The following is a 23,808-nucleotide window of genomic DNA, read 5'->3' on the forward strand; positions in this document are numbered from 1 at the left end:
CCAGTTCCTTTGACTTTGCAAGGATCGCTTTATCTCTTGTCTTGAAATACTCCTTTTGGGCATTTCTCATTTCCTGTACAGTTTTTACAAATTCGTCCATCATTTCAGTTTTATGTATTTACCCGGTATATTTGACTTCTCCAGAGCTTCGGCATTGCTTTCTCCAAATGCAATAAGAACGCTTCCACATCCCGGACTATCGCCCTGTGTTCCATCTGGTCTGTAAAACTTGATCCTACCCCTCACAAACAGAATCGCACTTGCATTGGGGAAAATTAGATCTTGGAACATCTTGCTATCACACCTGTTGAAAAGCAATGCTATGCCGTTATTGTTAGCCACCATCTTCTCCACAAAACGCTCAATAAGAGGTCGTGAATAAGGAGGATTTAGCCATACTCTTACCCCCCTCCCCCACGAGGTTTTTAATCCGTCCTCTTGTGGCGTTATATGCCTTTTGGCGGTATTCCACAATCGGTTTGCCGGGGAACACGGATCGAGGTCAAATTCACCGAGTGAATCAATAATCCATTTCGGGGTATACCATTCATCCGTTGTATTGGCGCATCTTTCAAAACTTGTATTCATACTCAATACTTTTTCCCGTGTTTGACTTCTCTACTTTCGTTGTACAGCATCTTTTGTTCTATGTGCCATTTGAGATTTATTTTCAAGATCTCCGACAATCTTCTTATCTGGTGCAACGCATAATTAATTTGCTCTTCTTGCGAATACCTGTAGTTCACCAGATCCTTAACTATGGCAAAGATGTTTTCCGTAAAAGTCTTGCGTGGAGTAACAACGTGCTGTATGCAGAATGTATTCAAATTCAGATTGTGCGCTCCGGCAAGATCCAGAAGCCGTATGGCGGCATCTGCCAACTCATCCTCTACGGTATCTTTCAAATGCGATTCAAACAATCCTTTGAAATCTTCACCAGACGCTAAATCATCTTCAAAAAGTTTCTTCATATCCTTGCCTGCGTAATCACCTTTTCGATCCGCTTCTACGGCTTCCATAAGCTCACTTATAACCAGACAAAGGAAATGTTGGTCACTTGGGCTGTTTTCCCAAAATCCGTGTCTTACGGAATTGGCATGGGCTTTCTCCCTTAGTTTGTTCCACTCAATCATATTCATCTTCTGTAACTATTCTGTTTGTAATGCAGTCTTTCAAACATTTCTTCCATCCTGTCAGCAATACGCAATCCGTACCGCTCTCCAAACTCTTCATCCGCTAAGTTTGAAGTGGCAATAGTGAACAACTGTCTATCATATCTCGCATATATCAACTCTGTTACTGGCGAAAATTCATTTCCCCAACTCTTCACACTTTCCGGCTCTGTACCCACATCGTCTATAAACAGAAGTTCTTTGTTTTTCAACCTTGAAAAGTAACTTGGATCGTCTAATACATACTTAGCCAGATTCAACGCTGAAACACGGTATATTTCCGTTCTTTCAGATGATATTGAACTTCCGCCGTAAAGAATGCCTATAAGATTGCATATCGCCTTTGCTAAAGTAGTCTTTCCAGAACCTACGCTTCCATAAAGCAACAGCCCTACTTTGTAATCGCCACAGAGCCATTTTGCAGCCTTACCTATCTTTTCCAGTGTACTATCATCGGGAATGTACTTGTTTCTTCTACGCTCCACTTCCGACTGATAACACATACGCAGCATTTCTTCTATCGTTTCTTGCGGAAAATTGGTGATCTTAAAGCGTGTCCCTGTAGCTGCCTGTCTTGCCAGTATCGCTTGAAGTCTTTCCGCTAATTGCTTTTCCATATCGTTGTATTTCTTCGTTATATCTATCTACTACCCAATTCAATATGGCTCTATAGTCAGACTTGTATTTCTTTCCTTTTGAGCCTTTGTAGTTGTCAAGTATTTCTATCATCCTCTTTGCCGATTCCTCTGAATACCGCCCGCATAGTGCAGCGTACTCATCCCTTGTAAGAGTGACAAATTCGGCATACTTGTACTTCTTCGCTTTCTCCGCTTTTGCCTGCTGTTCCGGGGTTAATGGCGGTGGGCTTTCTTCCGGGAATAAATCCGGCTGTTGTTCCCCTACAGTTCCCTGCTTGGGTTGCTCTTCCGGCTTCTGCATTGGTGGCTGTTGTACTGGTGAAACATCAAAAACCTTAGCCTTTGTTATATCACCACCTTTCTTGCCAGCTTCACGCCTCTTTTCCCTTATAGCCTCATCACGAACCATACGCCTACTAAATACAGCACCATCATCACGAACTCCGCACAAACCGTTTTCTATAAGCATATCAAGCCAGCTTTCACCTACGGAGCTTTCTTTCCCTAACAGCCTTAGTATTTCCTCATGCGTATAGATTTCGCCTGTAGGCTTTACCATCACGCCACGATCCGCACTTTCCCACATATAGCAAAGCATATCAATCCACAGCCCCTTAACATCAAGTGGCAGTGCTTTCAATACTGGATCACTCAACCAGTATTCAGTATCGAAAGGCATTGGATTTTTCTTCTTTCTTGCCATCGTGGAGCTTCTTTAAGGGTAGGGGATAAATCCCCCACCCGAAACACATTTAGATTTCCATGATTGCAATGCCTGGCGCAATGTCTTTGATCTTGGTAAGAACATCGTCAATGCAACTGTCACGGTAAGATTCCGTCAGTTCATTTGCGCCCGGAGAAACAAGCTGTAACAGCACTTCGCCATCTTTAAGGTAGTGATCAAATTCCACCTCAATAGGTGTTTTTGCAGTTCCTTTGAAGATAGCCACATTGATAGTGAAACTCTTCGGCAAGTTGCTTTCCACCTCTTGACGGTACACATCCGCCATAGAGCCGGACGGATCACGCTGCTTCTGGATCTCTGCCTTTGCCTTTGCTGTGAAGTTTTTGAGTGCAGAAACGAGTTTCATGCAATCCTCTTTGTCGGCAAACAGCACACGGTTAATGCGTAAGAACTGCCCCAACTTTGCCGGAATCCAGCCAGAACTGGCATCATTGATACCAAACTTTTCAAAGGCTTCTGAAAACTCAACCTTTCCAACGAAAGTGTTTTTCGTGTAGTAATCATCCTCATTCACGGTAAGGGTGATCGTCATTTTCTCACGATCCACTTTCACATTAGCCCGTTTCTGGTCTATCGTGCCAATACGCTTCTCCAGCCAGTCAAACGGAGTGGATATAACACCAGTAACACCTATCTTCTCCGGCTCTTTCGTTTCAAGCGGATTGGGTGATTTCGGTGCAGCACCCTCACGGTACACAATCTCAATAGGATTTTCGCCTGTGTAGTTCTCAATGTTTACGGTCAAGCCGTTTTCTTTTTCGTTTCTTTCCATCTTAGTAATTTTGAATAATTAAACATTAGTTATCTGTACCAGTCTTAGACATCTGTACTTTCATATTTTCCCGTATTCCCTGAAATATGGTGCGTGTCCTTTCTTCCGGGCGCATATCACGCTCTTCAATCTTGTAACCGTTAGGATCATACAGAGCCACTTTTCCCTCATCAGCATCTAAGAACTGGTAACATTCTCCAGATACCCATTCTCCACCAGCTTTCAATTCGCCACGGATCTTACCCATGCGTTCAGCAAGTGGCTTTATACGCCCTTTTAAGTCAGCCCGGACTTCTGCCAGTTTCTCTTCCAGATCTGCAATCTGAATGGAAACATTGGCAAGTTCAGCACGTTTTTCATTCGTTTCTTTCGTGTCGAATTTCCGGGTGTAGCACTTCTCAACAATCTTATCGCAACTATCCCGTAAGATTTGCGCCCGTTCCTCAATCGGGGTGTCCGCTAACATTACATCTTTCATCCTACAAACATTTTAGTGATTAATGAATTATTCTAAGAGTCCTGTAACTTTGAAACCGAAAGCCAGATATTCAGCCCACAACTCAATGAATTGTTTTCCGAAGTATTCCGCTTTCTCTGGCGTTTCTTGGCACAAGCGGAAACCAAGGTACGCATTCGAGTACGAGGAACGACCATACGCACTCAGAGAACCGAAGCCCGCAAGCGCCCCAGAAATCGCAGTACCACCGAACAGAGCACCACGCAGAGATTTACGTTTTTCTTCGCTCATTTCTTCCATTTCCTTTTTGGTGTATAAGGCAAACCACGGATACCAATAAATTTCCTTACCCTCTGCATCTGGCTTTGGCTGGAAGTCTTTACCCCACAAAGCCCGGCTAATAATTTCCAGCTTCATAAGGGCTATAATGTGCTTAGGCATATTTTGCCGAAAATCGTAGTGATCTGGAAACTGTGCGCAAAGAGCCTTGTTTCTGTTTTCCGAAAGGATCGGAGTTAGCCCCAGCACTTCACAAGCATCTTCGTAACTCTTGATCGTTTTGTAATCGTCAAGTGTCGGTTTTGCAGCCTCACAGACTTCTTTGCCGAACATCTTAATCAGCATTTCCTTTACACCATCACAAGCATCTTTATAGGCGGCTTGTACTTTCTCCTTTTCAATTTGAATTTTCATCTTTCAATGTTTTTAGTTTGACAATCAGTTTTTTAGTTAATCTTATCGCATTATCCACTCTGGTACTCCGTCCGGGTGGAATGTTTTCAATCAGCACTGGCAGAAGTCGGATCAGTTCCGAAACTACACCGTTGGGTATTCTTTTCATTGCACTTCCAGTATTTATCAGGATCGGGTATTTCCACATTCAGAAACTCTCTTCCGTACTCCCTTAGCTTTTCGCAATAGGTGGAGAAAGTAAGCGTGTCCATAGTGGCTGTAGAGCCGGGGAAAGTCAGGATTTCGCCCGTGTGTTTGTTTACCACTTTGTCAGAAGTCATTTGAGCCTTAAAGAACTCATGCACTTGCTCCACGCTTACAAACTCATATCCGGCATCCAGAAGAGCATCTAAAAGCATCGGGTAGATACACCCCCACAACCACCCGTTTTGGTCGTTTGATCGTGGTTTTCTCACCCTTTTAACCTCTATCCGATACATCCCATCTAATTGATGTTTGAACCATTCATAAAGAGGTTTGAGGTTAAACAGCCCGTTTCTTTTCTCTACCAGAAGTTTTGCCATACCTAAATCCTATCCAGTTCTATTTCAAGTCCAGTATGTGCCGCATAAACCACCTTTCCAGTCTGCCTTTCTATCTCCGAAACAAAGTTCTTTTCATCGCTATTGTTGTCGGATAAGTGAAGCAGGACAATGTTTGCCACATTGGTAAGGTCATTGGCACATAAGAACCCTTTGCAAGTATTTAGCTCCATGTGTGAAGTCATCAGGCGTTCACGCTGTGAGGGAAGTGTACGCCCGGCATTGATAGCCTCCACCAGCTTTGCATCAGAGTAATTGCACTCTATCATAACTTGGTTTAATCCGGGAAACACATACTCACACATACAACTATCCGTAAGGAACATTATACGCCCTGTTTCCGGGTGGTCTATCAGGTAGCCGACACAAGGCACATCGTGGCAAGCATCGAATGGCAGCACCTTGAATCTTCCAAACCTGTAGCCCTTTCCACGCTCAATACAATAGGCACGGCTTCCAGTAACCCCCTTTGCAGTCCAAACCTCTTCCAGTGCCAGCGTTGGGAATCCACTTTCCACCATTGCCTTAATGTATTTTGCGTGATCGTTATGTTGGTGCGTGATCAAGCAGCCAGACACTTTGCGTATATCGAAGCCCAGAGCCTTTTTCACCTCAATAAATCTTACTCCAGCCTCAATGATAAGTGCCTCATTCTTATTCTCCAGAATGTAGCAGTTACCCTGACTACTTGATCCTAACACTTTCAAAACCATATCACACTCCGTTAATAGTCCGGCTCATTTGCCGCATTTGGATTAGCGTTACTTTCGGTCGCAACCTCTTCATAGGTCGCATCCGTCATATCCAATACCTGTTTGTTGGCATTGTCCTGAATCAGATTATCACGGAAATCTGTGTATTCGCCCTCATAGTCGCTTGTGATAGCATTCTGCATTTCAATAGACAGATACCCGTATTTACTAAGTAAATTGCGTATAACCGTCTTGATAGCCATTCCGTGAAAGTTACCCATCCAGCCTACAGCCGTACTATCTGGAGATACCGGAAGATTTGAAAGGCTCAACAGATGCTCAACAGTAGCCTTTTCGTCGTTCTTCAAAGCCTTAGAATACCTCTTTGCGTGGGTAGCCATTTGTTCGGTTGTCATATACAAGGTTTTTGCAAACCCGTTGATCAACTCGAAGTAGCAGAAGTAACCGATCACCTTATCAGACTTCCTTTCACCGTCAAAGGCTATTTCTCCAGTAAGCCTATTCACCTTGCGCAATTCGCCATCATAGACTACATCAGCATTGATTGTTTTGTATTGCCCGGATCTCAAAGCCAACTGGATAAGTCCTTTGTAGCCTATCTGGAAAGTAGGCTCATAGACCTTAACCCACTTCTGTAGTGTCTTACCGTCACGTCCGATCTTTGGTTTTCCGTTCTCATCCAGATCATCAATTCTCTTGCTATTGTTGAAAGGAATGATAAAGGCATAGCCCAGAGCCTTGTTGATAGGCAAGTGTAATACAGCAGCTTTCAGAGCCTCCATTACTACCTGTTTTGGCTCGCATAACTGTAACTTGGAATCACTGTTGTACAAGTCAATCACAGAAGCCACGAAAGTAGAAGCGTTCTTTTGCAAGGCATTCTTGAATTGTTCCATTACAGAGGGTGCGTTAAGCATCTGTTTCAGAAGATCCACGCCCTTTGTTTTCTTTGCGGCAACCGCTCCACTGTTTGCAGTCGCCACCGCTGTTGTTACTTGTGTCATTTCCCGAATATTTTAGATAACTTCATAAAATTCAAAAACTTAATAGCCCTATTAAACAAACCTCTTGATTCGTTTCTAATTGCAAATTGGGCTATCGCATATACCAACTTTTCTTCCGTACCAGCGGCAAGAACTTGTGTATTCGCATTATCTCCTTTTTCGTTTTCTTCTACCGCAATTACAATAATTGCTCGTTTGTTGTTGTTATCTTTCGCCACCATGCAAGTAGCAGAAGAAATAAACTCTGAAACTTTCTTTTGAAAGTCTGTTGTACAGCATCCGTTCATAATTGATTATTTAATGGTTAATTCTTTGTCATGGCTAACCACCAGATTAATAACCTGTGAAATGGTTGGTATGATCTCATTCACACGCTCCCTGTTATCAATGAAGATAGGTGCGGATATGCCTTTCACTTTGCACATGGCATTGATAATATCCAATCCGGCATTAAGTTTCTTTGCATCATTCAGATCTGGATAAGGAACACCGTCTATAGTGCATACGCAAGTCAGTTTCTCACCTCCGTTAAGTTGCTCATTCACGAATGAGAAAGAAACAATCTGGAACATTCCATTAATGCGCTTCATAAGCTCATTATCCTTTGCCTTTTGGAAATCCAGCATAACAAACTCTGTTTTCTCCAGATCGGCAAGTGCCTGATTGTTGGCAATACGCTTTTCTTCCAGCGTTGCAATCTCCTTATCAGCCCGTTCTATGGCTTCACGCTTTGCAAGCCTCTTAACCAGTTCGGAAATGGCACTGTCAAGCACCTTGATACCGTCTTTGAGATCTGTAGTATCTACTGGCTTTGCTTCCATTGTAAGCTGGTTTTCCAATTCCGCAATCTCATTGCGAATGGCAATGCAATCGGAATCAGATTCTATCAGTTGGCGCACATCCACGCTTTCCGGCATACTTGCCTTTTGAGCCTCAATATCTGCCTTGATTTGTTCAATCATTGCCCCCAGTTCAGCAACCTTAGCCAAAGCATCCTCACGTTTTTTCTTTGTTTCTTCCAGAGAGGATTTGATACCTTTTCCTTTCGTGGAATTAGCCTGTAGCCTTGCAGATTTGCTTTGGTTGAAATTAGCCTCCATTTCGTGCTGTTTGGCGGCAATATCATCCGCTTCAAGCTGTCTATGGCAAGTAGGGCATACGAAAGCACCCTCCGGGTATGTCAGTTGCTCTTGGCTTATCTGCCTGTATTGCCCACGCAACGTATCAAGTTCCGTGTTCATTCTCTGGATTTGTGCCTCATAAGAGGATATTTCGTTGCGCTTCCGCACCAAATCCCCCTCATGTAGTTTCAGCTTGTATTCCATATCACGGATCTTCAATGAAACATCATTGCGACCTTTGTCGGCTGTTGCCCTCAACTCATTCTCCTTTTGGGTAAGGGAAATCCGCTTTTCTCCGATAGTCTTTTGGATATTGGCTTTCCGCTTGTACTCTTCCTCTACCAATTTGGATTTATCAGACAAAGAGGCTTCCAGTTCGGCTTTCTTCGTGCGCTTTTCCGTTAGTTCGGCATCCAAAGCCACCCAATCCTCTTCTTCCGGCTTCAACCTGTTTGCAGTCTCAATGTTGGACGGTATCACCAACAACTCATCCTTGATCGCCTTTTTCCGTGAGGCTATCTCTTTGGAGTATTGAGCCAGCGACTTGCCGGATAACTGCGCAAGCAGTTCCACATACTCCGGCTTCAATCCTGCCACATCTTCATCCGTCACATCGCCTGCCATGTCAAGCAGCATACTTTTCTGTATTTCGGGATTAAGAGAGGTGAAATAAAACGGATTGGTGATCATCCGTGAAACATCTTCCGGCAAAATGGAAGCTACCGTACTATCGTATTCCTGTTTGGTAGCCAGTTTCACATCATTCACATAAAACTCTGTCTGGTGGTTTTTCAGCGTTTCTTCTGTAGTTCCACGAGGTTTTACCCACTTCTCCACATACCTACGCTGTAACTTCACCGACTTTCCATCTACCGAAAGCAAACCACTAACATAATGCTCTATCTTCAAGATAGGCTTTCCGTTTTCATCCAACGTCTTAATGTTGAAATTACTATCGGATCTGCCTTTGCTATCCTTTCCGAAAAGAAGCCACGAAAAGGCATCACATACCGTTGTCTTACCTGTACCGTTCTCACCATATATCCACGTTTCCGCATTGGTGAAGTCCAACGTAAGGTAACGGATTCCCTTAAAATTGTTTAGGGTCAAACATTCCAACTTAATTGTTCTCATTTTACTTGTTTATTAAAGTGTTAAGTTTTTCCGATTTATCAGCAGCCAGTAATTCCGCTCTGGAATAAAGAACTTTGGAGCGTATGGAAGCACCGCCACGAGTAGTAGATACCGTACCTCTTTGTACCCACTTCTTAACCCGGCACTCCTGAAACTCCCTGTATGCCTCACGCTGTGAAATAAGGTCATTTGCCGGGGCGATACGCTTTGCGTAATTTGCCGCACCCAGTTCAGCCATTTCAGCGCATAGGTTTTTCAGTTCGTATAATTCCAGAATGATAGGCATGATTACTTGCTTTTGATACGTTTGAAGAATGCAGACACGCTTTCAGTGCCGTACTCATCATCAGTGTATAGCACATAAGCCATCAAAGCGCACATAACGAATGTGACGAAATGCCACCATGCGCCAAAGAAGATCGCCCCGATTAGGGCTGTGATTCCAAGCAGTCCGAAGATTACCGATCCTGCCAAATTGATTAATGTTTCAAACTTCATAATCAGTGTTGCATTTGATTAGTTGAACAATTCGTTTTCTGGTACGCCTAACTTTTGGGAAAGCAGGGAAATTTTCAAAGCATCCGGCTTTTGCGCTCCTGCCAACCAACAGCGTACAGTTTTCTCTGAAACTTTGCATAACTCCGCAACTTCTTTTACAAAAGCCGTTTTCGGAGCTACGGGTGCTTTTGCCGGAAGAGCGTCATAAATCTGTCTGAACTTACTTTTTTCCATATTTTTACCCAGTAAATTAGCGTTTGGCAAACACATTTTTCATATATTTGCCCTGTAATAACATTGATTACACCGCAAATATACGGAGAATAATTCTAATAAAGCAAATAATTACGGAGTTTTTTTCTAAGAAATTTGCGAGGGAATTATAAGTTATTGATTATCAAATTAGAATTAAAGTCGGTAAAATGAGCGAAACAAAAGATAGATTGCTGGAATTTCTTCGGTACAAGGGATTGGGTCAGCAAAAATTTGAAATCTCAATCGGAATGAGTAACGGTTGGGCGAACAAAGTAGGTGATAGCATCCGTGAAAACACATTGAAGAAAATAAGTGAGGTTTACCCGGAACTAAACATAGCGTGGCTAAAGTCTGGAGTTGGGATAATGCTGAATAACGGAGAAAGTGAGGAAACTCTGTACACTCCGAAAGAAGAGCATCCCAAAGAGCGCAACCAGAAAGATGCAACGGAAGAGACTGCAAAGATGGTTCTACTTCTTCCAGTGTCCGCACAAGGAGGCAGCTTGAATGACTTCGTTGTATCGGTCAAGGAAAGCGATTGTGAAAAGGTAGTATCTCCGATCCGTGGCGTGGACTTCGCTATGACCGTATCAGGTGATAGTATGTCGCCTGAATATCCCAACGGTAGCCGGATCTTCATAAAGAGGATAAACGAAAGGGCTTTTATCGAATGGGGAAAGGTGTATGTGCTTGATACCTGTAACGGTACTGTGATTAAGATACTCGTTCCTGCTGAAAAAGAGGGGTATGTAAAGTGTGTATCTATTAATCAAGATCCTATCTTTGCACCCTTTGAGGTTGCATTTGAAGATATTTACGGAGTGTACAAGGTTTTGCTTTGTATGTCTGTTAAATAGTTATTGATATGGAAAATTTTAGTAGAATGGTGATCGACCTGTACAAACAGAGTTTCACCGATTATGTGAATGGGAACACGGTTAATGTAGATGCAATTCTGGAAGCGCAAGAAGCCCTTAGCAATGCGATAATCAAAGCAAGGATAGAAAACACTGGCACGGAGTTTCTGGAGCATCTGAAAGCCGATATTGATTATTTGAAGTATAACATCCTATGAATACGGCTGTGAGCAAACAAATAATGGAGCGTTTTTATACTGCACTTGATGCGATAATAGCCATGAAGAAGATTCGTGGAGTGAATACATATTGCCGACTGAATAACATAGACAGACGGAATTTCATTGCCCAGCGCAAAGATTTGGATCGTGGATGGTTTCAGTTATCGTGGCTACAACCTATGGTTAGAGAGTATGGTGTAAACGCCAGATGGCTACTTACCGGATTTGGAAGTATGTTTGAGAACAACAAAACAGAATCAAAATGAGAAAACTTATACTCATGCTCTTTGCGATCATCCCTGTTGTCGGATTTTCGCAAGTGAAAAATGCCGGGTGCTTTTTGAGATTGGAAAAGCCCTACCAGAGTGATACGCTTTCAATGGAAAATGACAGCGTAAAAATATCATTCCGCTTCAATTCACTAAACTACTTCTGCGAATTGTCTATAGAGAACAAGACGAATGAGGTTGTTTTGGTTGATTGGGATAAGTTCCTAATGGTTATGGAGGGTGAATCTCTTCCAGTCCTATTTGAAGATACACAGATGATCAACAAGGACGGATCAAAAGGACAAACACCGATAGCCCCAGAAACGAAACTCGTAAGAAGCGTTGCCCCTATTGACTATATAGATTTGGATATGTCACTATACAATAAGGGCTGGATAAAGAAGCGTGGCGATCAGGAAATAGGCTTTATGATACCTGTTGTTTTTGGAGATCAAACAAAATACTACCATTGCTCAATATCCGTATCTCTGAAATGAGATATGATTAACCAAGTAAAGAGGGTGCAAATTGAAAGCACCCTTTTTTTGTTCTTTCCCCCATACCCCCTATTTCATATACTATCTATTCTTATCTATAGATCTATACTTATATATAATATAATATAATATATATACCCCCGGATAACTTTTGCTTAGGCAAAACGCAAAAATTAGATTGTTCATTATTAGGCATTTGCAAACTTTTGCTTAGGCAAAACAAAAACGGTCAAATTTTGCTTAGGCAAATATGCAAAATTAAACATCTGATTTTCAGAGCGTTCTATATTTTTGCTTAGGCAAATTGATTTTGCTTAGGCAAAAGTGCGTAAAGCATTGATAATCAATAAAAGTGCTATTTTGCTTAGGCAAAAACAGACCGAAATAATTTTGCTTAGGCAAAACACGATTTTCCGAACATTGATTTACAGATAGTTATAAACTTTTGCTTAGGCAAAATGGTACTTTTTGACACTCGAAAAATGCCGCATTTTGATGAAAATTGCGTTTGCTTAGGCAAATGGAAAATTTGCTTAGGCAAAACGCAAAAATTACTTTGTTGGTTATCAATCACTTTCAGAAATTTGCTTAGGCAAAATTCTTTTTTGCTTAGGCAAATATACTGGCTCATCTACAGAGCAAATGTTGAGTTTGACGGTATCAAGCACCTTTCTATTAGCTTTGTCTATGAAGTCCCACGATTTCTTGATATAGATGTCCGTCACCCTCATTGTTTCGTCCACATGGTTTAGCGAAGTGTGAACGGTGTACTTATCCACTCCAGCCTCATTGTTTGCTATGGTTGCCCATGAGTGCCGGGCTGCGTAAAATTCCAGATCTTCAACTCCGAGAATCTTGCCGATCTTCTTTAGCCCATAATTCAAAGCAGCACTAAAAGAATCCATCCGGCTATACCAGTGGTAGAATCCAAACACACGCTCACCAGCCGGATCACGGTACTTATCTACCAAAGCCTGTATCTCCGGCTCTATCCTGATAGATATTTCCGCTTTGTCCGCTCTTCTGTTTTTTGTCTTAGTCCGCTGGTAGGTGATCCGTCCGTTCTTGCAGTCCGTGCAGAAGTACAAATCTACGGCATTCATACCAACCAGTGCGAAACTCAACAAAAACACATCCTTTGCCAGATTGAACCTGTTTTTACCCGGTTGCATTATCTCCGTATATGGAAGTTCCGCAAATCTCCGCATGGTCGCAACATCCAACGCCCTTTTTCGTGTTACCGGGATCTTAGGCAGCTTTACTTTCTTGAATGGGGAATAGGGTATGCGTATCACTCCCATATCCTCATCATTAAATTCAGCCTTTGCCATATTGTGTATGGCTCTTAGCTGGCTTGGGTACAATGATTGCGCCCTTTCCCCTTTTTTTCGGTTTGTTCTGGCTGGCTGTGATGCAATCCACCTTATCCAGTCCTCAATGAATCGTGATGTCACTTCATGGATGCTTATCTTTTCCCTGCCAACAAACTTCACCAGATTGTTTATCGCCACTTCGTATGAATTGGCATTGCCGTTATGTCCGCTATCACGGAGTTTCTGGATATACTTCCGGGCATAGTCCACGATGTCAAGATCGAAGTGTTCTCCATTGTCAGAAGTGATAAGATCCACAACCTGATCCACCGTCATATCTTTAATCCTTTCCCCGGCACGGTCACAGATGTTTCGGTACTTCTTCACAAGTTGGTCTGTGAGGTCTATGTACTTCTGGTTTTTCAGTTTCAGCGCACGGGTCAGATCTTCTTTCGTCACATAGTATGTTGTGGCAAGATACCTTTTCTGCCTGTTGTGCGTAACCCTTATCTTTATGTTATATGTCCCGTCTGATTTCTTTTGATGGGCATATACTTCCGCTTTGAATGTAGCCATATCTTTTTTCTGTAGAACATTTGTAGAACTTTGTACCGCAAAGATAGGCTTTTTTTGCTGTAAATGCGGAAAAGAAAACGCCCACCCTTGCTAAAAGAGTGGGCGAAAAAGTAGCTCCGATGGGAATCGAACCCATATTTGCGGTTTAGGAAACCGCCGTTCTATCCGTTGAACTACAGAGCCTTATGTAAATTTCAAGAGGCTTGCCGGATTTGTTTACTTGGTGAATCCGGCTCACCTCATCTTTTTTGTGCCTTGCCCCCTGCCATACGTTTAGGAAACTTCCATTCTATCCGTTGAACTACGGGGCCGTTGCAAAACCGCCTTTACGCTCAGGCAGTGTGCTTCTCGATTATCTGACGTCCGCGATAATAACCGCATTCAGGGCATACCCTGTGGTACAATACGGTAGCACCGCAATTAGAGCAAGTCGCAAGTGTAGGAAGCTCTGCCTTATAATGCGTTCTTCTCTTGTCTCTCCTCTGCTTGGAGATTTTGTGTTTTGGATGTGCCATCTTATATTATTTTTTAAGTTTATATTTCATCATCGTCTCCGCGCACAATGCCTTTCAATACGGCAAAAGGCGAAGTCTCTTCAGCTTTGCGCTCCCTGCATTCTTCAAGAATCCGTATCATCTCCATGTCGCACTCGCCATCCCTGTGTACCCTTCTCAAAGGAAGACCCAGCATGCAGTAATCGTAAACATACTGTTTCATGTCCAAATCGCTGTCATGTCCTGGCAGTACGACCGCATCTTCACTGTCCTCGTCATCCTCGGAACCTTCTCCGGAGAAACTCACCGAGAACTTCCTCTCGAACTCCAACGGGAAGGCGACCCCGTCCAGACAACGGTCGCATGGAACGGCAACCTCACCATCGGCCCGGCAAACCACTGATACCGACCCTCCGGATTTGGTCACTTCAATCTCCACATCGACAGAAGCGTCCAATACGGCATCCTCATCAAATCCTGCAAAGAACTCTTTTCCCAATTTCTTCCGGAAAAGGTGCTTCCCGGAAGCCAATCCATTCAAAGGAATGACCAAATCATCACAGTCCATACCCGACAATAAATTGAGCCCGCAAAGTTAAAAATAATTTTTATTATACCAAGAAAACTTTTAAAAAATGTTTTCAACTAATAAGAATCAGGCCTTGCTAATTGCCCGACTTGCGCTTCCTTTCCACGTCGGACAAAATGATTTTCCTGATACGCATGGAATGAGGCGTGACTTCCACAAGTTCGTCAGCCTGAATGTATTCGAGACACTCTTCGAGGCTGAAGACTATCGGAGGAGGCAACATCACCTTGTCATCGCTTCCGGAGGCTCGCATGTTGGTAAGTTTCTTGGTCTTGCAGACATTCACATTCAAGTCGTTTTCACGCGTATGCTCCCCTACTACCTGCCCCGCATAAATCTCCACTCCCGGCGAAATGAAGAAACGGCCTCTGTCCTGAAGCTTGTCCATGGCATACGCCACCGCCGTCCCTGTTTCCAAAGAAACCAGAGAACCGTTGTTACGTTTTTCTATTTCACCCTTATAAGGTTCGTAATCCTTGAAACGGTGGGCGACTATGGCCTCACCCTGCGTTGCGGTGAGGAGATTGCTCCTCAGGCCGATGATTCCCCTCGACGGGATGTCGAAATCAAGATGCACCCTGTCCCCCTTCGCTTCCATACGGATAAGGGCGCCCTTCCTGCGTGTGGTCATCTCTATGGCCTTTCCTACAAATTCTTCCGGAAGGTCTATGGTCAGGCTCTCTATAGGCTCGCACCTCACTCCGTTGATTGTCTTGTCGAGAACCTTCGGCTGGCCCACCTGGAGCTCGAAACCTTCACGGCGCATTGTCTCAATAAGTATCGAAAGGTGCAGGACACCACGGCCGTACACGATGAAGGAATCGGCGGTAGGACCGGGTTTTACCCTTAGGGCGAGATTCTTCTCCAGTTCGCGGTCGAGCCTTTCCTTCAGATGCCTGGAAGTGACGTATTTTCCTTCACGGCCGAAAAACGGCGAGTCGTTTATGCAGAACAGCATGCTCATCGTAGGCTCGTCTACGGAAATCGGAGGCAGCGGCTCCGGATTTTCAAAATCAGCTATCGTATCGCCTATCTCGAAATCTTCCAGCCCCACAACGGCACAGATTTCCCCGGACGGCACTTTTTCGACCTTTTTCTTCTCAAGGCCTTCGAATACCATGAGGTCCTTTATCTTGCTTTTTACCTGGACATCGTAACGCTTGCACAGGGTTATGTTCATTCCGTCGCAGAGTTCCCCGCGCGTAACCCTTCCTACGGCTATCCTTCCGACATACGGAGAATATTCGAGCGAAGATATGAGCATCTGCGGAGTTCCCTCATTTGTCGGAGACACAGGTATTTCCTGCAAAATCACGTCGAGCAGAGGGGTTATATCGTTTGTCGGCTTGCGCCAGTCGAGCGACATCCATCCCTGTTTCGCACTGCCGTAGACAGTCTTGAAATCCAGCTGGTCCTCGGTAGCCCCAAGCGAAAACATCAGGTCGAACACCTCTTCGTTCACTTCGTCCGGACGGCAGTTCTGCTTGTCGACCTTGTTTATCACGACGACAGGCTTCTTGCCCATCTCAATGGCCTTCTGCAAAACGAAACGGGTCTGAGGCATGCAGCCCTCGAATGCATCCACGAGCAGCAGCACCCCGTCGGCCATATTCAGGACACGCTCCACCTCACCTCCGAAATCGCTGTGCCCCGGAGTATCTATGATGTTTATTTTCGTACCTTTATAAGGGACAGAGACGTTTTTCGCCAAAATTGTTATTCCGCGCTCGCGCTCGAGATCATTGTTGTCGAGTATGAGTTCCCCCATCTTTTCGTTGTCCCTGACAAGCTTTGACTGATAAATCATACGGTCGACCAGGGTAGTCTTGCCATGATCGACATGGGCGATTATCGCTATATTTCTAATTTCGCGCATATAAGAATTGTAATAAGCCTGCAAAATTACCATTTTCCTTTATTTTCTTAAAGGATTTTCGTTATTTTTGCAGACTTTTCATTGAATCCGACTTATTTTTAAGACAATCTATATGACAGAGAAAATCATCATCCTGGATTTCGGTTCACAGGTAACCCAGCTGATTGGCAGAAGGTTACGCGAGTTGAACGTCTACTGCGAAATCTATCCTTTCAACAAAATCCCGAAGCTGGACGAAAGTGTCAGAGGAATAATCCTTTCCGGAAGTCCATACTCGGTCAGGGACAAGGAAGCCCCGCAAATCGACCTGAAGGAAATCAGGGGCAGGCTGCCCATACTCGGGATATGCTACGGAGCACAATATATCGCATACCATTGCGGAGGAGATGTAAAACCATCTCTTTCAAGAGAATACGGCAGAGCAAAACTGCACATAACATCTCATAGCCGGCTTTTTGAAGGGGTAAGGGACGGTTCGCAAATATGGATGTCCCACGGGGACACTATAGCCGAAATACCGGAAAACGCGGAAACCATAGCATCGACCGAGGATATAAGGAACGCCGCATATCATATTAAAGGTGAAGAGACATACGCAGTCCAGTTCCATCCCGAAGTATTCCACTCGGAAGACGGACCGAAAATACTTGAAAACTTCGCACTCGGCATTTGCGGATGCAAGGGCGACTGGACCCCGGCTTCTTTCATAGAAAGCACTGTCAGGGAGCTCCGCGCCAAAATAGGCGACGACAAAGTGATACTCGGGCTGTCGGGCGGCGTGGACTCCACCGTGGCAGGAGTACTGCTGAACAAGGCCATAGGGAAAAACCTGCACTGCATATTCGTTGACAACGGGCTGCTCCGCCTGAACGAGTTCAAGGACGTGCTTGCCTCTTACGAGGACATGGGGCTCAACGTAACGGGCGTGGATGCGTCCGAAAGGTTCCTGTCCGCGCTCAAAGGGGTGACGGATCCGGAAGCCAAAAGAAAGGCCATCGGGAAAACATTCATCGAGGTTTTCGATGAAGAAGCACGGAAAATCGAAGGGGCGAAATGGCTCGCACAGGGCACTATCTATCCGGACGTAATCGAGTCGGCTTCAGTGAAAGGGCCTTCCGCCACCATCAAATCCCACCACAACGTGGGAGGGCTGCCTGAAAAAATGTCTCTTAAAATAGTCGAGCCTTTGAGAGCGCTGTTCAAGGACGAAGTAAGGCGTGTCGGACGGGAACTCAATGTCAAGAAAGACCTCATCGACAGGCACCCTTTCCCGGGACCTTCATTGGGAATCCGCATACTCGGGGAAGTCACGCCGGAAAAACTCGACATACTCCGCAAGGCCGACGACATATTCATCAGGGGCCTTCGCAACACGGAATGCACGGCAGGAATAAAATCAGCATCGGACCCGTTGCGCGATGCGGAAACTCTTTACGATTCCATCTGGCAGGCAGGGACCATATTGCTGCCTGTAAAAAGCGTAGGGGTCATGGGAGACGAAAGGACATACGAATATACCGTGGCACTTAGGGCTGTAATCTCTACCGACGGAATGACGGCAGACTGGGTACACCTGCCTTACAGCTTCCTTGCAAAGGTATCAAACGACATAATCAACAAAGTACGCGGGGTAAACAGGGTAGTATACGACATCAGTTCCAAACCGCCTGCAACGATAGAGTGGGAATAGCGGAGTGGGAATGACAGGCCCGCTGCCATGGTGCAGCCTAAAGGAACCTGTACAGCAATCTGGCCAGGCGTTCATAAAGACGGGAACGCTTCGGCCTTTCTTTCCAATCATCAGGGCCATGCAGATTGCGGCAATATTTCAAATCACGTGAAAAACGTTTTAGCAGAAGCCCCACATAATCCCTGTTCCTGATTTCCGCCATTATTTCATAATCGAGCCTCAGGCTACGGTTGTCCATATTGGCCGAACCCACATACGCGATTTCGTCATCGACTATCAGCACTTTCGAATGGTTGAATCCGTTGTAGAACAGATGGAAGGACAGCCCCATTTCGAGACAGGCCTCGATTGAAGCCATATTGCAATAATGCAGGATATTCGAATCCGTACGGTAGGGAATCATCAGATCTATCGACACCCCGCGCATGCAGGCCGAAGCCAGGACCTTGTAAAGTTCTTTCGAAGGGGCGAAATATGGTGTGACTATCCTGATGCTCGAACGTGCCCCTGAAATCTTCGAAACCAGCCATTGCTCCCCCACAAGTCCGCCGGATTTGTAAATATGGTTGAAATCGTTATAGAACAGCGCTGAAAGCTGCTCGGCAGTCCCCTCCCCGGCAATACGGCAGAAAGTATCCCTCCAAAGTGCATATTTGCCGCCGTCATAATACCTGTCGGCGATATTGACCCCTCCCACAAAAGATATATTCTTATCAATGACAGCCACTTTTCTATGGTTCCGGTGATTGATATGCCCCAGGCCGTAGACCGAAAAAACCGGATTGAATTCTGAAACCATTATGCCGGCCGCAGCCATCTTTTTGAAAAAACGTTTCCTGGTAGAAGAAGATCCTATTGCATCGTAACAGACCATGACCCTCACGCCCGAACGTGCCTTTGCCTCCAGGAGTTCCGCAAAGCGTTTTCCGGAATCATCGTCATCTATGATGAAAAATTCAAGAAGAACGGACGAATTTGCAGACTCGATGGCGCCGTAAAGGGCGTTCAAGGCATCTCTTCCGGTAAAATAAAAATTTACCGTATCGTTCTGGCCCGTTTTGACTTCCTGCAATCTCATACGCCGTTTTTTCTAAAGTTTTTTACATTTTTTCACAAGAAATTTTCAAAATTAGAAAAAAGTTTCTACATTTGCAATCCCAATCGAAAGCGCAGGTGGCGAAATTGGTAGACGCGCTACTTTGAGGGGGTAGTGCCAGCAATGGCGTGTCAGTTCGAGTCTGATCCTGCGCACTGCAAACGAGACCGGTCACATTTTTGGCCGGCCTCGTTTTTTGTATGGTTTTCAAGAGTGCGTGCGAAGTGTGGTTGCGGCGTGTGGCCTGCGGGGTATTGCTTGCGGGGTGTCGGCCAGCTTCCTTTTTGGGGAAAGTGAACCATTTTGCCGCGAATCAGGTGCACTTTTCCCTGAGGTGAATTTATGAGGTAATTTATAAAATGCCGATAGTCAACGCATCCATAAAGTTGGCCACACTTCACGGTTCCATTTCGTGACAGATAAAGCAACATCCCGGGAGAAAAATGACGAGGCCATGATGAAGGAAGGAAAACCGGATTTTATCGACATATTTTCCACCCCATGTCCATCTTGTTAAGTTTGATAGTGTTGATAATCAGCGAGTTGTAAAAATATGGACTGGCTTTGGGTACTTTCTGAGGCACCCAAAAGCAGGGGCGATTTTAACAATCTACTGATTATCAATAATTTACTAAAGCACCAGATGGACATGGGGTAAAAATCGATGCTTGCAAGCCGGTTCACTGGCACGTCTCCGAAAACAGTGCTCATGTGCAAGACCCATGTATATTGTCACCTCAGTTATCCCGGAAGAGGCTCGCACCACCCGGGGCAATTATAAGGGAATTATCCAGCAATTATCAGGCAATCATAATAAGGGGGATTATCATGGAATTATCAGGACAATTATTCGGAAAATGAAAGGGATGAATGTACGAATCGGAGCAAATTTTGTAACTTGCAATAAAATTCAAAGCAATGAAAATAGTATTTCTCGACAGTGACACGATGGGGGACGTATCATTCGCCCCTATTGAAAAGGCAGGGGAACTCATCCTCTATCCGCGCAGCACCCCGGAAGAAGCACTCGAAAGGGTAAGGGACTGCAATGTAATGATTGTCAATAAAGTAATCGTGGATCAGAAACTGATTGATGCGGCAAAAAATCTCAAACTGATTTGCGAGGCGGCAACCGGAATAAACAACATAGATGTGGAATATGCCGAAAAGAAAGGAATCCCTGTAAGGAACGCGGCTGGCTATTCCACGGAATCAGTGGCACAAATCACCTTCATGCACATCCTCAACCTCGTAAGTCATGGATTGTATTACGACCGCAGGGTTAAAAACGGGGAATATTACGGAACAGGCATCTTTGCCGACATGTCATGGCATTTTTACGAACTCAAAGGCAAAAGGCTCGGAATCATAGCAATGGGGAATATCGGCCGCAGGGTTGCCGAAATAGCATCCGCCTTCGGAATGGAAATAGCATATTACTCCACATCCGGGACATCGCACTGCAAGGATTACCCGTCCCTTCCGCTTGAAAGGCTTTTGGCTGAAAGCGACATCGTGACAATCCATGCCCCATTCAATGAAAAAACACGCAATCTGATTACGCTCGACAAAATGCGACTGATGAAACCATCAGCCTACATACTGAACATGGGCAGGGGAGGCATCATAAATGAAGAAGACCTCGTAACCGCTCTGAAGGAGGGCATCATCGCCGGAGCGGCTGTAGATGTATATGCAAAAGAACCTCTTTCTCCGGACCACCCTTACATGCAGTTAAAAGATTATTATGACAAGGACGGACACTGCATCAAGGACAAATTGCTCATGACACCGCACATAGCATGGACGAGCGACGAAGCGTTGGAGACATTGGTAAGGAAAATAGCTGAAAACATAGAAAAAGAGCTGTAGAAGCTGTTTAGAGGTTGTTTAGAAGCTGCCTAAAATTTTTCTCTGAAAATTTGAGACAGCTTCTAAAAAATTTTCAAACAATATTCTAATGCCAGAACTTCGGAAAATCAGGGTCCGACTTGTGCTGATTGTCATCGTCCGAGCCGTCATCCGGATTGTCGTCCGAGCCATCATCTGAACCGTCGTCCGAACCGTCATCTGAACCACCATCAGACCCGCCGTCATCCGAGCCATCGTCCGAGCCGTCGTCAGAACCACCATCAGACCCGCCGGAATCCCCCTCATCATTGCCGCTACCGCCGTTTCCGAAATACTTGTCGAAAATTTTTCCGTATTCCTCACCCAATTCGGAAACGATGCTATCCTCCAATGCATCTATCGTGGACAGTTCTTTCGTAAACAGGGAGAAAATCGCCTCTGAAGGCACCCCGGCCTTGTCAAGGTCATAAAGCATCTGAGGCTTGAACCAGTAATCCTTTCCGTAAACCAAGTTCAGCCCATAACGCTGGTTGAACAGTTTAGAGCCATAATAGTATGCCCACATTTCCGTAATTCCGGCATACTCGTCGGATTCGTTTCTCCCGCTCCCGAACCTGTCCACGCCGATTATGGCATTGTAGGCCAACGAAGCGGCATATTTGTTCCAATAAGTCTTGCCCACTTTCATATAATGGCTCGCGTGAGCGGCTTCATGGTAAGTATCCGCATAAAGGTCAAAGGCGGAATCGCAATCCTTCACACCTATCAGCATATCCGGAGAAAAAATCTTCAGCAGGGACACCACGAACGGCAGTCTTTTGGCTATGAATGAATTGTCCCAGACAGCCCCCTGATGAAGCATGAGCGTATAGCCATCGGTCATGGAATCCATCAGCCATATTCTGAGCCCCGATGGAGGCGTAGGGATTTCCGTACCTTCACGTCCTTTCCAATACTGATACATGGCATTGTTTACCGTAGAGCGCCTCCATGTCTTCGGGTCTCCCGCAAATGTGAAATGCATCTCGATTCCGGACGACGGCTTTTTGCCCAATGAAGCGACCGAAGCCGGCACAAGGATGAAATTGAACCCTATCGCAAAGCCGATCTGGTTCTTGAAAACCATCCTGTACCTTACCTTGGATGAAGAAAAGCTCTTGTTTACTTTGAAATAGCCGTTCTCGTCCGTATACCCGCGGGCTATCTTGACAAACACATTGGCGGCTACACGTACACCGGCCACGCCTACCTTCTCGCCGCCATTGAAATTCATGTCCGATATGGTAAGCCTGCCTTGAGGGATATTCCTTCCGGCCTTTGTAGCAGGGGCAAGCATGTCTTCATTGCCCGTAAGCCTGAATGCCTCCCTTTCGAGCGCATCGATGTCTATGTCACCGGCACGGGTCATTGCATCGGATTCCGTAATGCAGCATTCCTCTATCACTTCGTAATATATCGAAGACGGAAAGGCGAAATCCTTCTCCACCACCGCATACTGCCATGTAATGTCCCCATCGGGTATCTCCGGGTCTACATAATAGTCTCCGTCCACAAGTATTTCATAATCCAAAGGATAATCGAAAAGCTCAATCCCCGTGGAAGACAACTGCTCGTATTCGTCCCCGCCTTTCGGAAGGAAACGCACATAAAGGTGGGTGGTCTCGATGACATCGCGGGAGCGCGTAGGATAAAGGGAAGAATAGGCCTCCTGCATATTCTCCGTAGAATAAGGATTGTCGAGACGTTTTCCGAGAACCATCATTCCATGGGACAGGTCCTCGACAGTACCGTCATCGGTTTCGGGATAGGATCCACTGTTTGCCGCAAAATCTTTCTCACAAGCCGTCAGCACCATAAGCGGCAGTGCCAACATCAAAATCAAAACTTTTTTCATGTCATAAATTTTATGTTCAGCACCGCGAATATAGCATGATTATCCCTGCCCTCAAAACGGAAAAGCGCAGCAATAGCCGCGCTTTTCAATTATATATCAATCAGTTATAAATTAACCCACTCTTTATACACGCAACAGACACCCACAGGACGTGATTTTTTCAGTTATAAGTAACGCCATGAAAATTTAACAATTTTTCCTGTCAAAAAGTATAGCGTATGCCTATCGTCAGGTCTCCGAGCCTTGCCGCCGGCCTGTCCTGCGAATAAAACTGTTCCGGTCTCAGAGGATTGCCGTTTTCGTCCCTGCTGACAAGCTTCTTGCTCCCGACCACCTGTACTTTCGGGGACCATGCGAATGAAAGTGCCAAAGGAAGATCGGCCATTTTGTACTCTATACCGACCGCCGCATCGATGGACAGATAAAAATTGGCTTTCGTGCCGAGCATCCGTTCAAGATACTTGTCTTCCTCCTCATATCCCAACTGGGCTCCGACCGAAACACCGGGACCGACGAAAACATTCACACCGGGCGCAAAAACGTTGAAATGGAAAAGGTATTGGGAGTAAAACAGGGCGAACTGAGGCTCGCTCCTGTCTTTCAGTCCGTTGAACGGCTCCAGCACCCCTATTCCGAAATCGAGCGCCTGGCTGCTGTTGACGAAAATCTTATAGTCTATCCCGAGACTGTTTCCAATCCTTATGCCGAGCCCGCTCGGATAATCCTGCGCCGAAGCCGTGAATACGGCCGCAAAAAACACCGGAACGGACAATAATATTTTTCTGAATCCCATTTTCATGAA

Annotated in this window: 26 protein-coding genes and 2 tRNA genes; 6 read left to right on the plus strand and 22 right to left on the minus strand. The window is 45.1% G+C overall.

The genetic code is table 11. The features are described 5' to 3' along the window. Positions 1-99: 99 nt before the first annotated feature. From B5F83_RS00460 to B5F83_RS00530, 14 genes are all read right to left on the minus strand, one after another. Complete coding sequence (locus B5F83_RS00460) at positions 100-588, minus strand: DNA N-6-adenine-methyltransferase (protein ID WP_087325167.1); 489 nt, start codon at positions 586-588, stop codon at positions 100-102. Between the two features lie 2 nt (positions 589-590). Then, on the minus strand, positions 591-1,139 hold the full coding sequence (locus tag B5F83_RS00465) for a hypothetical protein (RefSeq protein ID WP_087207028.1): 549 nt from the start codon (positions 1,137-1,139) through the stop codon (positions 591-593). Beyond that, on the minus strand, positions 1,136-1,789 hold the full coding sequence (locus B5F83_RS00470; RefSeq protein WP_239383787.1) for an AAA family ATPase: 654 nt from the start codon (positions 1,787-1,789) through the stop codon (positions 1,136-1,138). The genes B5F83_RS00465 and B5F83_RS00470 overlap by 4 nt, the downstream gene beginning before the upstream one ends. After that, the gene (locus B5F83_RS00475; RefSeq protein WP_087207026.1) at positions 1,719-2,513 is read right to left on the minus strand and encodes a hypothetical protein; all 795 of its coding nucleotides are present in this window, start codon (positions 2,511-2,513) and stop codon (positions 1,719-1,721) included. Before B5F83_RS00475 ends, B5F83_RS00470 begins: the two co-directional genes overlap by 71 nt. Before the next feature lie 49 nt (positions 2,514-2,562). Then, positions 2,563-3,327, minus strand: a complete 765-nt coding sequence (locus tag B5F83_RS00480) for a hypothetical protein (RefSeq protein ID WP_087325169.1) — start codon at positions 3,325-3,327, stop codon at positions 2,563-2,565. 25 nt (positions 3,328-3,352) lie between these two features. After that, positions 3,353-3,805, minus strand: coding sequence for a hypothetical protein (locus B5F83_RS00485; protein ID WP_087325171.1), 453 nt, complete (start codon positions 3,803-3,805; stop codon positions 3,353-3,355). A 27-nt stretch (positions 3,806-3,832) separates the two neighbouring features. Next, on the minus strand, positions 3,833-4,477 hold the full coding sequence (locus B5F83_RS00490) for a hypothetical protein (RefSeq protein WP_087325173.1): 645 nt from the start codon (positions 4,475-4,477) through the stop codon (positions 3,833-3,835). 86 nt (positions 4,478-4,563) lie between these two features. Continuing rightward, positions 4,564-5,040, minus strand: a complete 477-nt coding sequence (locus tag B5F83_RS00495; RefSeq protein WP_087325175.1) for a hypothetical protein — start codon at positions 5,038-5,040, stop codon at positions 4,564-4,566. A 2-nt stretch (positions 5,041-5,042) separates the two neighbouring features. Beyond that, positions 5,043-5,771: an MBL fold metallo-hydrolase gene (locus tag B5F83_RS00500; RefSeq protein ID WP_087325176.1), complete on the minus strand. Its 729-nt coding sequence runs from the start codon at positions 5,769-5,771 to the stop codon at positions 5,043-5,045. 11 nt (positions 5,772-5,782) lie between these two features. After that, a complete protein-coding gene (locus tag B5F83_RS00505) occupies positions 5,783-6,775 on the minus strand; it encodes a recombinase RecT (protein ID WP_087325178.1) in 993 nt (330 codons plus the stop codon). Further along, entirely contained in the window at positions 6,772-7,062 is a 291-nt protein-coding gene (locus B5F83_RS00510; RefSeq protein WP_143822423.1) for a hypothetical protein, read from the minus strand. Before B5F83_RS00510 ends, B5F83_RS00505 begins: the two co-directional genes overlap by 4 nt. 6 nt (positions 7,063-7,068) lie before the next feature. Then, positions 7,069-9,030: an AAA family ATPase gene (locus tag B5F83_RS00515; protein WP_087325182.1), complete on the minus strand. Its 1,962-nt coding sequence runs from the start codon at positions 9,028-9,030 to the stop codon at positions 7,069-7,071. Between the two features lies 1 nt (position 9,031). Beyond that, positions 9,032-9,316, minus strand: coding sequence for a hypothetical protein (locus B5F83_RS00520; RefSeq protein WP_087325184.1), 285 nt, complete (start codon positions 9,314-9,316; stop codon positions 9,032-9,034). Between the two features lie 230 nt (positions 9,317-9,546). Further along, positions 9,547-9,762: a helix-turn-helix transcriptional regulator gene (locus tag B5F83_RS00530; RefSeq protein WP_087325188.1), complete on the minus strand. Its 216-nt coding sequence runs from the start codon at positions 9,760-9,762 to the stop codon at positions 9,547-9,549. Positions 9,763-9,950: 188 nt separating this feature from the next. On the opposite strand from B5F83_RS00530, the gene B5F83_RS00535 reads away from it, so the two are divergent. The 3 genes from B5F83_RS00535 (at position 9,951) to B5F83_RS00550 (ending at position 11,627) form a co-directional block, all read left to right on the plus strand. Beyond that, on the plus strand, positions 9,951-10,640 hold the full coding sequence (locus B5F83_RS00535; RefSeq protein WP_087325190.1) for a S24 family peptidase: 690 nt from the start codon (positions 9,951-9,953) through the stop codon (positions 10,638-10,640). A 26-nt stretch (positions 10,641-10,666) separates the two neighbouring features. Next, complete coding sequence (locus B5F83_RS00540; RefSeq protein ID WP_143822424.1) at positions 10,667-10,858, plus strand: hypothetical protein; 192 nt, start codon at positions 10,667-10,669, stop codon at positions 10,856-10,858. A 265-nt stretch (positions 10,859-11,123) separates the two neighbouring features. After that, positions 11,124-11,627 carry a hypothetical protein gene (locus tag B5F83_RS00550; RefSeq protein ID WP_087325194.1) on the plus strand — a complete coding sequence of 168 codons (504 nt, stop codon included), beginning with the start codon at positions 11,124-11,126 and terminating at the stop codon, positions 11,625-11,627. 566 nt (positions 11,628-12,193) lie between these two features. Here the strand turns inward: B5F83_RS00550 and B5F83_RS00555 are convergent. From B5F83_RS00555 to typA, 5 genes are all read right to left on the minus strand, one after another. Beyond that, a complete protein-coding gene (locus tag B5F83_RS00555) occupies positions 12,194-13,516 on the minus strand; it encodes a phage integrase SAM-like domain-containing protein (RefSeq protein ID WP_087325196.1) in 1,323 nt (440 codons plus the stop codon). Between the two features lie 111 nt (positions 13,517-13,627). Continuing rightward, positions 13,628-13,699 (minus strand) — tRNA-Arg (locus B5F83_RS00560). A gap of 149 nt (positions 13,700-13,848) precedes the next feature. After that, a complete protein-coding gene (gene rpmF / locus B5F83_RS00565; protein WP_087275663.1) occupies positions 13,849-14,031 on the minus strand; it encodes a 50S ribosomal protein L32 in 183 nt (60 codons plus the stop codon). A gap of 19 nt (positions 14,032-14,050) precedes the next feature. After that, a complete protein-coding gene (locus tag B5F83_RS00570; RefSeq protein ID WP_087275666.1) occupies positions 14,051-14,578 on the minus strand; it encodes a YceD family protein in 528 nt (175 codons plus the stop codon). A gap of 97 nt (positions 14,579-14,675) precedes the next feature. After that, complete coding sequence (typA, locus tag B5F83_RS00575; protein ID WP_087275669.1) at positions 14,676-16,475, minus strand: translational GTPase TypA; 1,800 nt, start codon at positions 16,473-16,475, stop codon at positions 14,676-14,678. A gap of 112 nt (positions 16,476-16,587) precedes the next feature. Here typA and guaA point away from each other — a divergent pair, with 112 nt between their 5' ends. Beyond that, a complete protein-coding gene (gene guaA / locus B5F83_RS00580; RefSeq protein WP_087275671.1) occupies positions 16,588-18,165 on the plus strand; it encodes a glutamine-hydrolyzing GMP synthase in 1,578 nt (525 codons plus the stop codon). Between the two features lie 37 nt (positions 18,166-18,202). Here the strand turns inward: guaA and B5F83_RS00585 are convergent, their stop codons facing one another. After that, positions 18,203-19,243, minus strand: a complete 1,041-nt coding sequence (locus B5F83_RS00585) for a phospholipase D-like domain-containing protein (RefSeq protein ID WP_087275674.1) — start codon at positions 19,241-19,243, stop codon at positions 18,203-18,205. Positions 19,244-19,332: 89 nt separating this feature from the next. On the opposite strand from B5F83_RS00585, the gene B5F83_RS00590 reads away from it, so the two are divergent. Together B5F83_RS00590 and B5F83_RS00595 are read left to right on the plus strand one after the other, a co-directional pair. Next, positions 19,333-19,416, plus strand: a tRNA-Leu gene (locus B5F83_RS00590). Between the two features lie 763 nt (positions 19,417-20,179). Further along, positions 20,180-21,133, plus strand: a complete 954-nt coding sequence (locus B5F83_RS00595; RefSeq protein WP_087275677.1) for a D-2-hydroxyacid dehydrogenase — start codon at positions 20,180-20,182, stop codon at positions 21,131-21,133. Between the two features lie 85 nt (positions 21,134-21,218). On the opposite strand, the gene B5F83_RS10690 is transcribed toward B5F83_RS00595, so the two are convergent. Both B5F83_RS10690 and B5F83_RS00605 read right to left on the minus strand, forming a co-directional pair. After that, entirely contained in the window at positions 21,219-23,006 is a 1,788-nt protein-coding gene (locus tag B5F83_RS10690; protein ID WP_087275680.1) for a hypothetical protein, read from the minus strand. 202 nt (positions 23,007-23,208) lie between these two features. Next, positions 23,209-23,799: a hypothetical protein gene (locus tag B5F83_RS00605; RefSeq protein WP_143822425.1), complete on the minus strand. Its 591-nt coding sequence runs from the start codon at positions 23,797-23,799 to the stop codon at positions 23,209-23,211. Positions 23,800-23,808: the final 9 nt, after the last annotated feature.

This window comes from Muribaculum sp. An289 (assembly GCF_002159555.1).
Taxonomy (GTDB): domain Bacteria; phylum Bacteroidota; class Bacteroidia; order Bacteroidales; family UBA932; genus Merdivivens; species Merdivivens faecigallinarum.

Bases quoted from the DNA above. Each gene is read 5' to 3' on its own strand.
- B5F83_RS00460 (WP_087325167.1), bottom strand. From the start codon at position 588: ATGAATACAAGTTTTGAAAGATGCGCCAATACAACGGATGAATGGTAT.
- B5F83_RS00465 (WP_087207028.1), bottom strand. From the start codon at position 1,139: ATGAATATGATTGAGTGGAACAAACTAAGGGAGAAAGCCCATGCCAAT.
- B5F83_RS00470 (WP_239383787.1), bottom strand. From the start codon at position 1,789: ATGGAAAAGCAATTAGCGGAAAGACTTCAAGCGATACTGGCAAGACAG.
- B5F83_RS00475 (WP_087207026.1), bottom strand. From the start codon at position 2,513: ATGGCAAGAAAGAAGAAAAATCCAATGCCTTTCGATACTGAATACTGG.
- B5F83_RS00480 (WP_087325169.1), bottom strand. From the start codon at position 3,327: ATGGAAAGAAACGAAAAAGAAAACGGCTTGACCGTAAACATTGAGAAC.
- B5F83_RS00485 (WP_087325171.1), bottom strand. From the start codon at position 3,805: ATGAAAGATGTAATGTTAGCGGACACCCCGATTGAGGAACGGGCGCAA.
- B5F83_RS00490 (WP_087325173.1), bottom strand. From the start codon at position 4,477: ATGAAAATTCAAATTGAAAAGGAGAAAGTACAAGCCGCCTATAAAGAT.
- B5F83_RS00495 (WP_087325175.1), bottom strand. From the start codon at position 5,040: ATGGCAAAACTTCTGGTAGAGAAAAGAAACGGGCTGTTTAACCTCAAA.
- B5F83_RS00500 (WP_087325176.1), bottom strand. From the start codon at position 5,771: ATGGTTTTGAAAGTGTTAGGATCAAGTAGTCAGGGTAACTGCTACATT.
- B5F83_RS00505 (WP_087325178.1), bottom strand. From the start codon at position 6,775: ATGACACAAGTAACAACAGCGGTGGCGACTGCAAACAGTGGAGCGGTT.
- B5F83_RS00510 (WP_143822423.1), bottom strand. From the start codon at position 7,062: ATGAACGGATGCTGTACAACAGACTTTCAAAAGAAAGTTTCAGAGTTT.
- B5F83_RS00515 (WP_087325182.1), bottom strand. From the start codon at position 9,030: ATGAGAACAATTAAGTTGGAATGTTTGACCCTAAACAATTTTAAGGGA.
- B5F83_RS00520 (WP_087325184.1), bottom strand. From the start codon at position 9,316: ATGCCTATCATTCTGGAATTATACGAACTGAAAAACCTATGCGCTGAA.
- B5F83_RS00530 (WP_087325188.1), bottom strand. From the start codon at position 9,762: ATGGAAAAAAGTAAGTTCAGACAGATTTATGACGCTCTTCCGGCAAAA.
- B5F83_RS00535 (WP_087325190.1), top strand. From the start codon at position 9,951: ATGAGCGAAACAAAAGATAGATTGCTGGAATTTCTTCGGTACAAGGGA.
- B5F83_RS00540 (WP_143822424.1), top strand. From the start codon at position 10,667: ATGGTGATCGACCTGTACAAACAGAGTTTCACCGATTATGTGAATGGG.
- B5F83_RS00550 (WP_087325194.1), top strand. From the start codon at position 11,124: ATGAGAAAACTTATACTCATGCTCTTTGCGATCATCCCTGTTGTCGGA.
- B5F83_RS00555 (WP_087325196.1), bottom strand. From the start codon at position 13,516: ATGGCTACATTCAAAGCGGAAGTATATGCCCATCAAAAGAAATCAGAC.
- rpmF (WP_087275663.1), bottom strand. From the start codon at position 14,031: ATGGCACATCCAAAACACAAAATCTCCAAGCAGAGGAGAGACAAGAGA.
- B5F83_RS00570 (WP_087275666.1), bottom strand. From the start codon at position 14,578: ATGGACTGTGATGATTTGGTCATTCCTTTGAATGGATTGGCTTCCGGG.
- typA (WP_087275669.1), bottom strand. From the start codon at position 16,475: ATGCGCGAAATTAGAAATATAGCGATAATCGCCCATGTCGATCATGGC.
- guaA (WP_087275671.1), top strand. From the start codon at position 16,588: ATGACAGAGAAAATCATCATCCTGGATTTCGGTTCACAGGTAACCCAG.
- B5F83_RS00585 (WP_087275674.1), bottom strand. From the start codon at position 19,243: ATGAGATTGCAGGAAGTCAAAACGGGCCAGAACGATACGGTAAATTTT.
- B5F83_RS00595 (WP_087275677.1), top strand. From the start codon at position 20,180: ATGAAAATAGTATTTCTCGACAGTGACACGATGGGGGACGTATCATTC.
- B5F83_RS10690 (WP_087275680.1), bottom strand. From the start codon at position 23,006: ATGAAAAAAGTTTTGATTTTGATGTTGGCACTGCCGCTTATGGTGCTG.
- B5F83_RS00605 (WP_143822425.1), bottom strand. From the start codon at position 23,799: ATGGGATTCAGAAAAATATTATTGTCCGTTCCGGTGTTTTTTGCGGCC.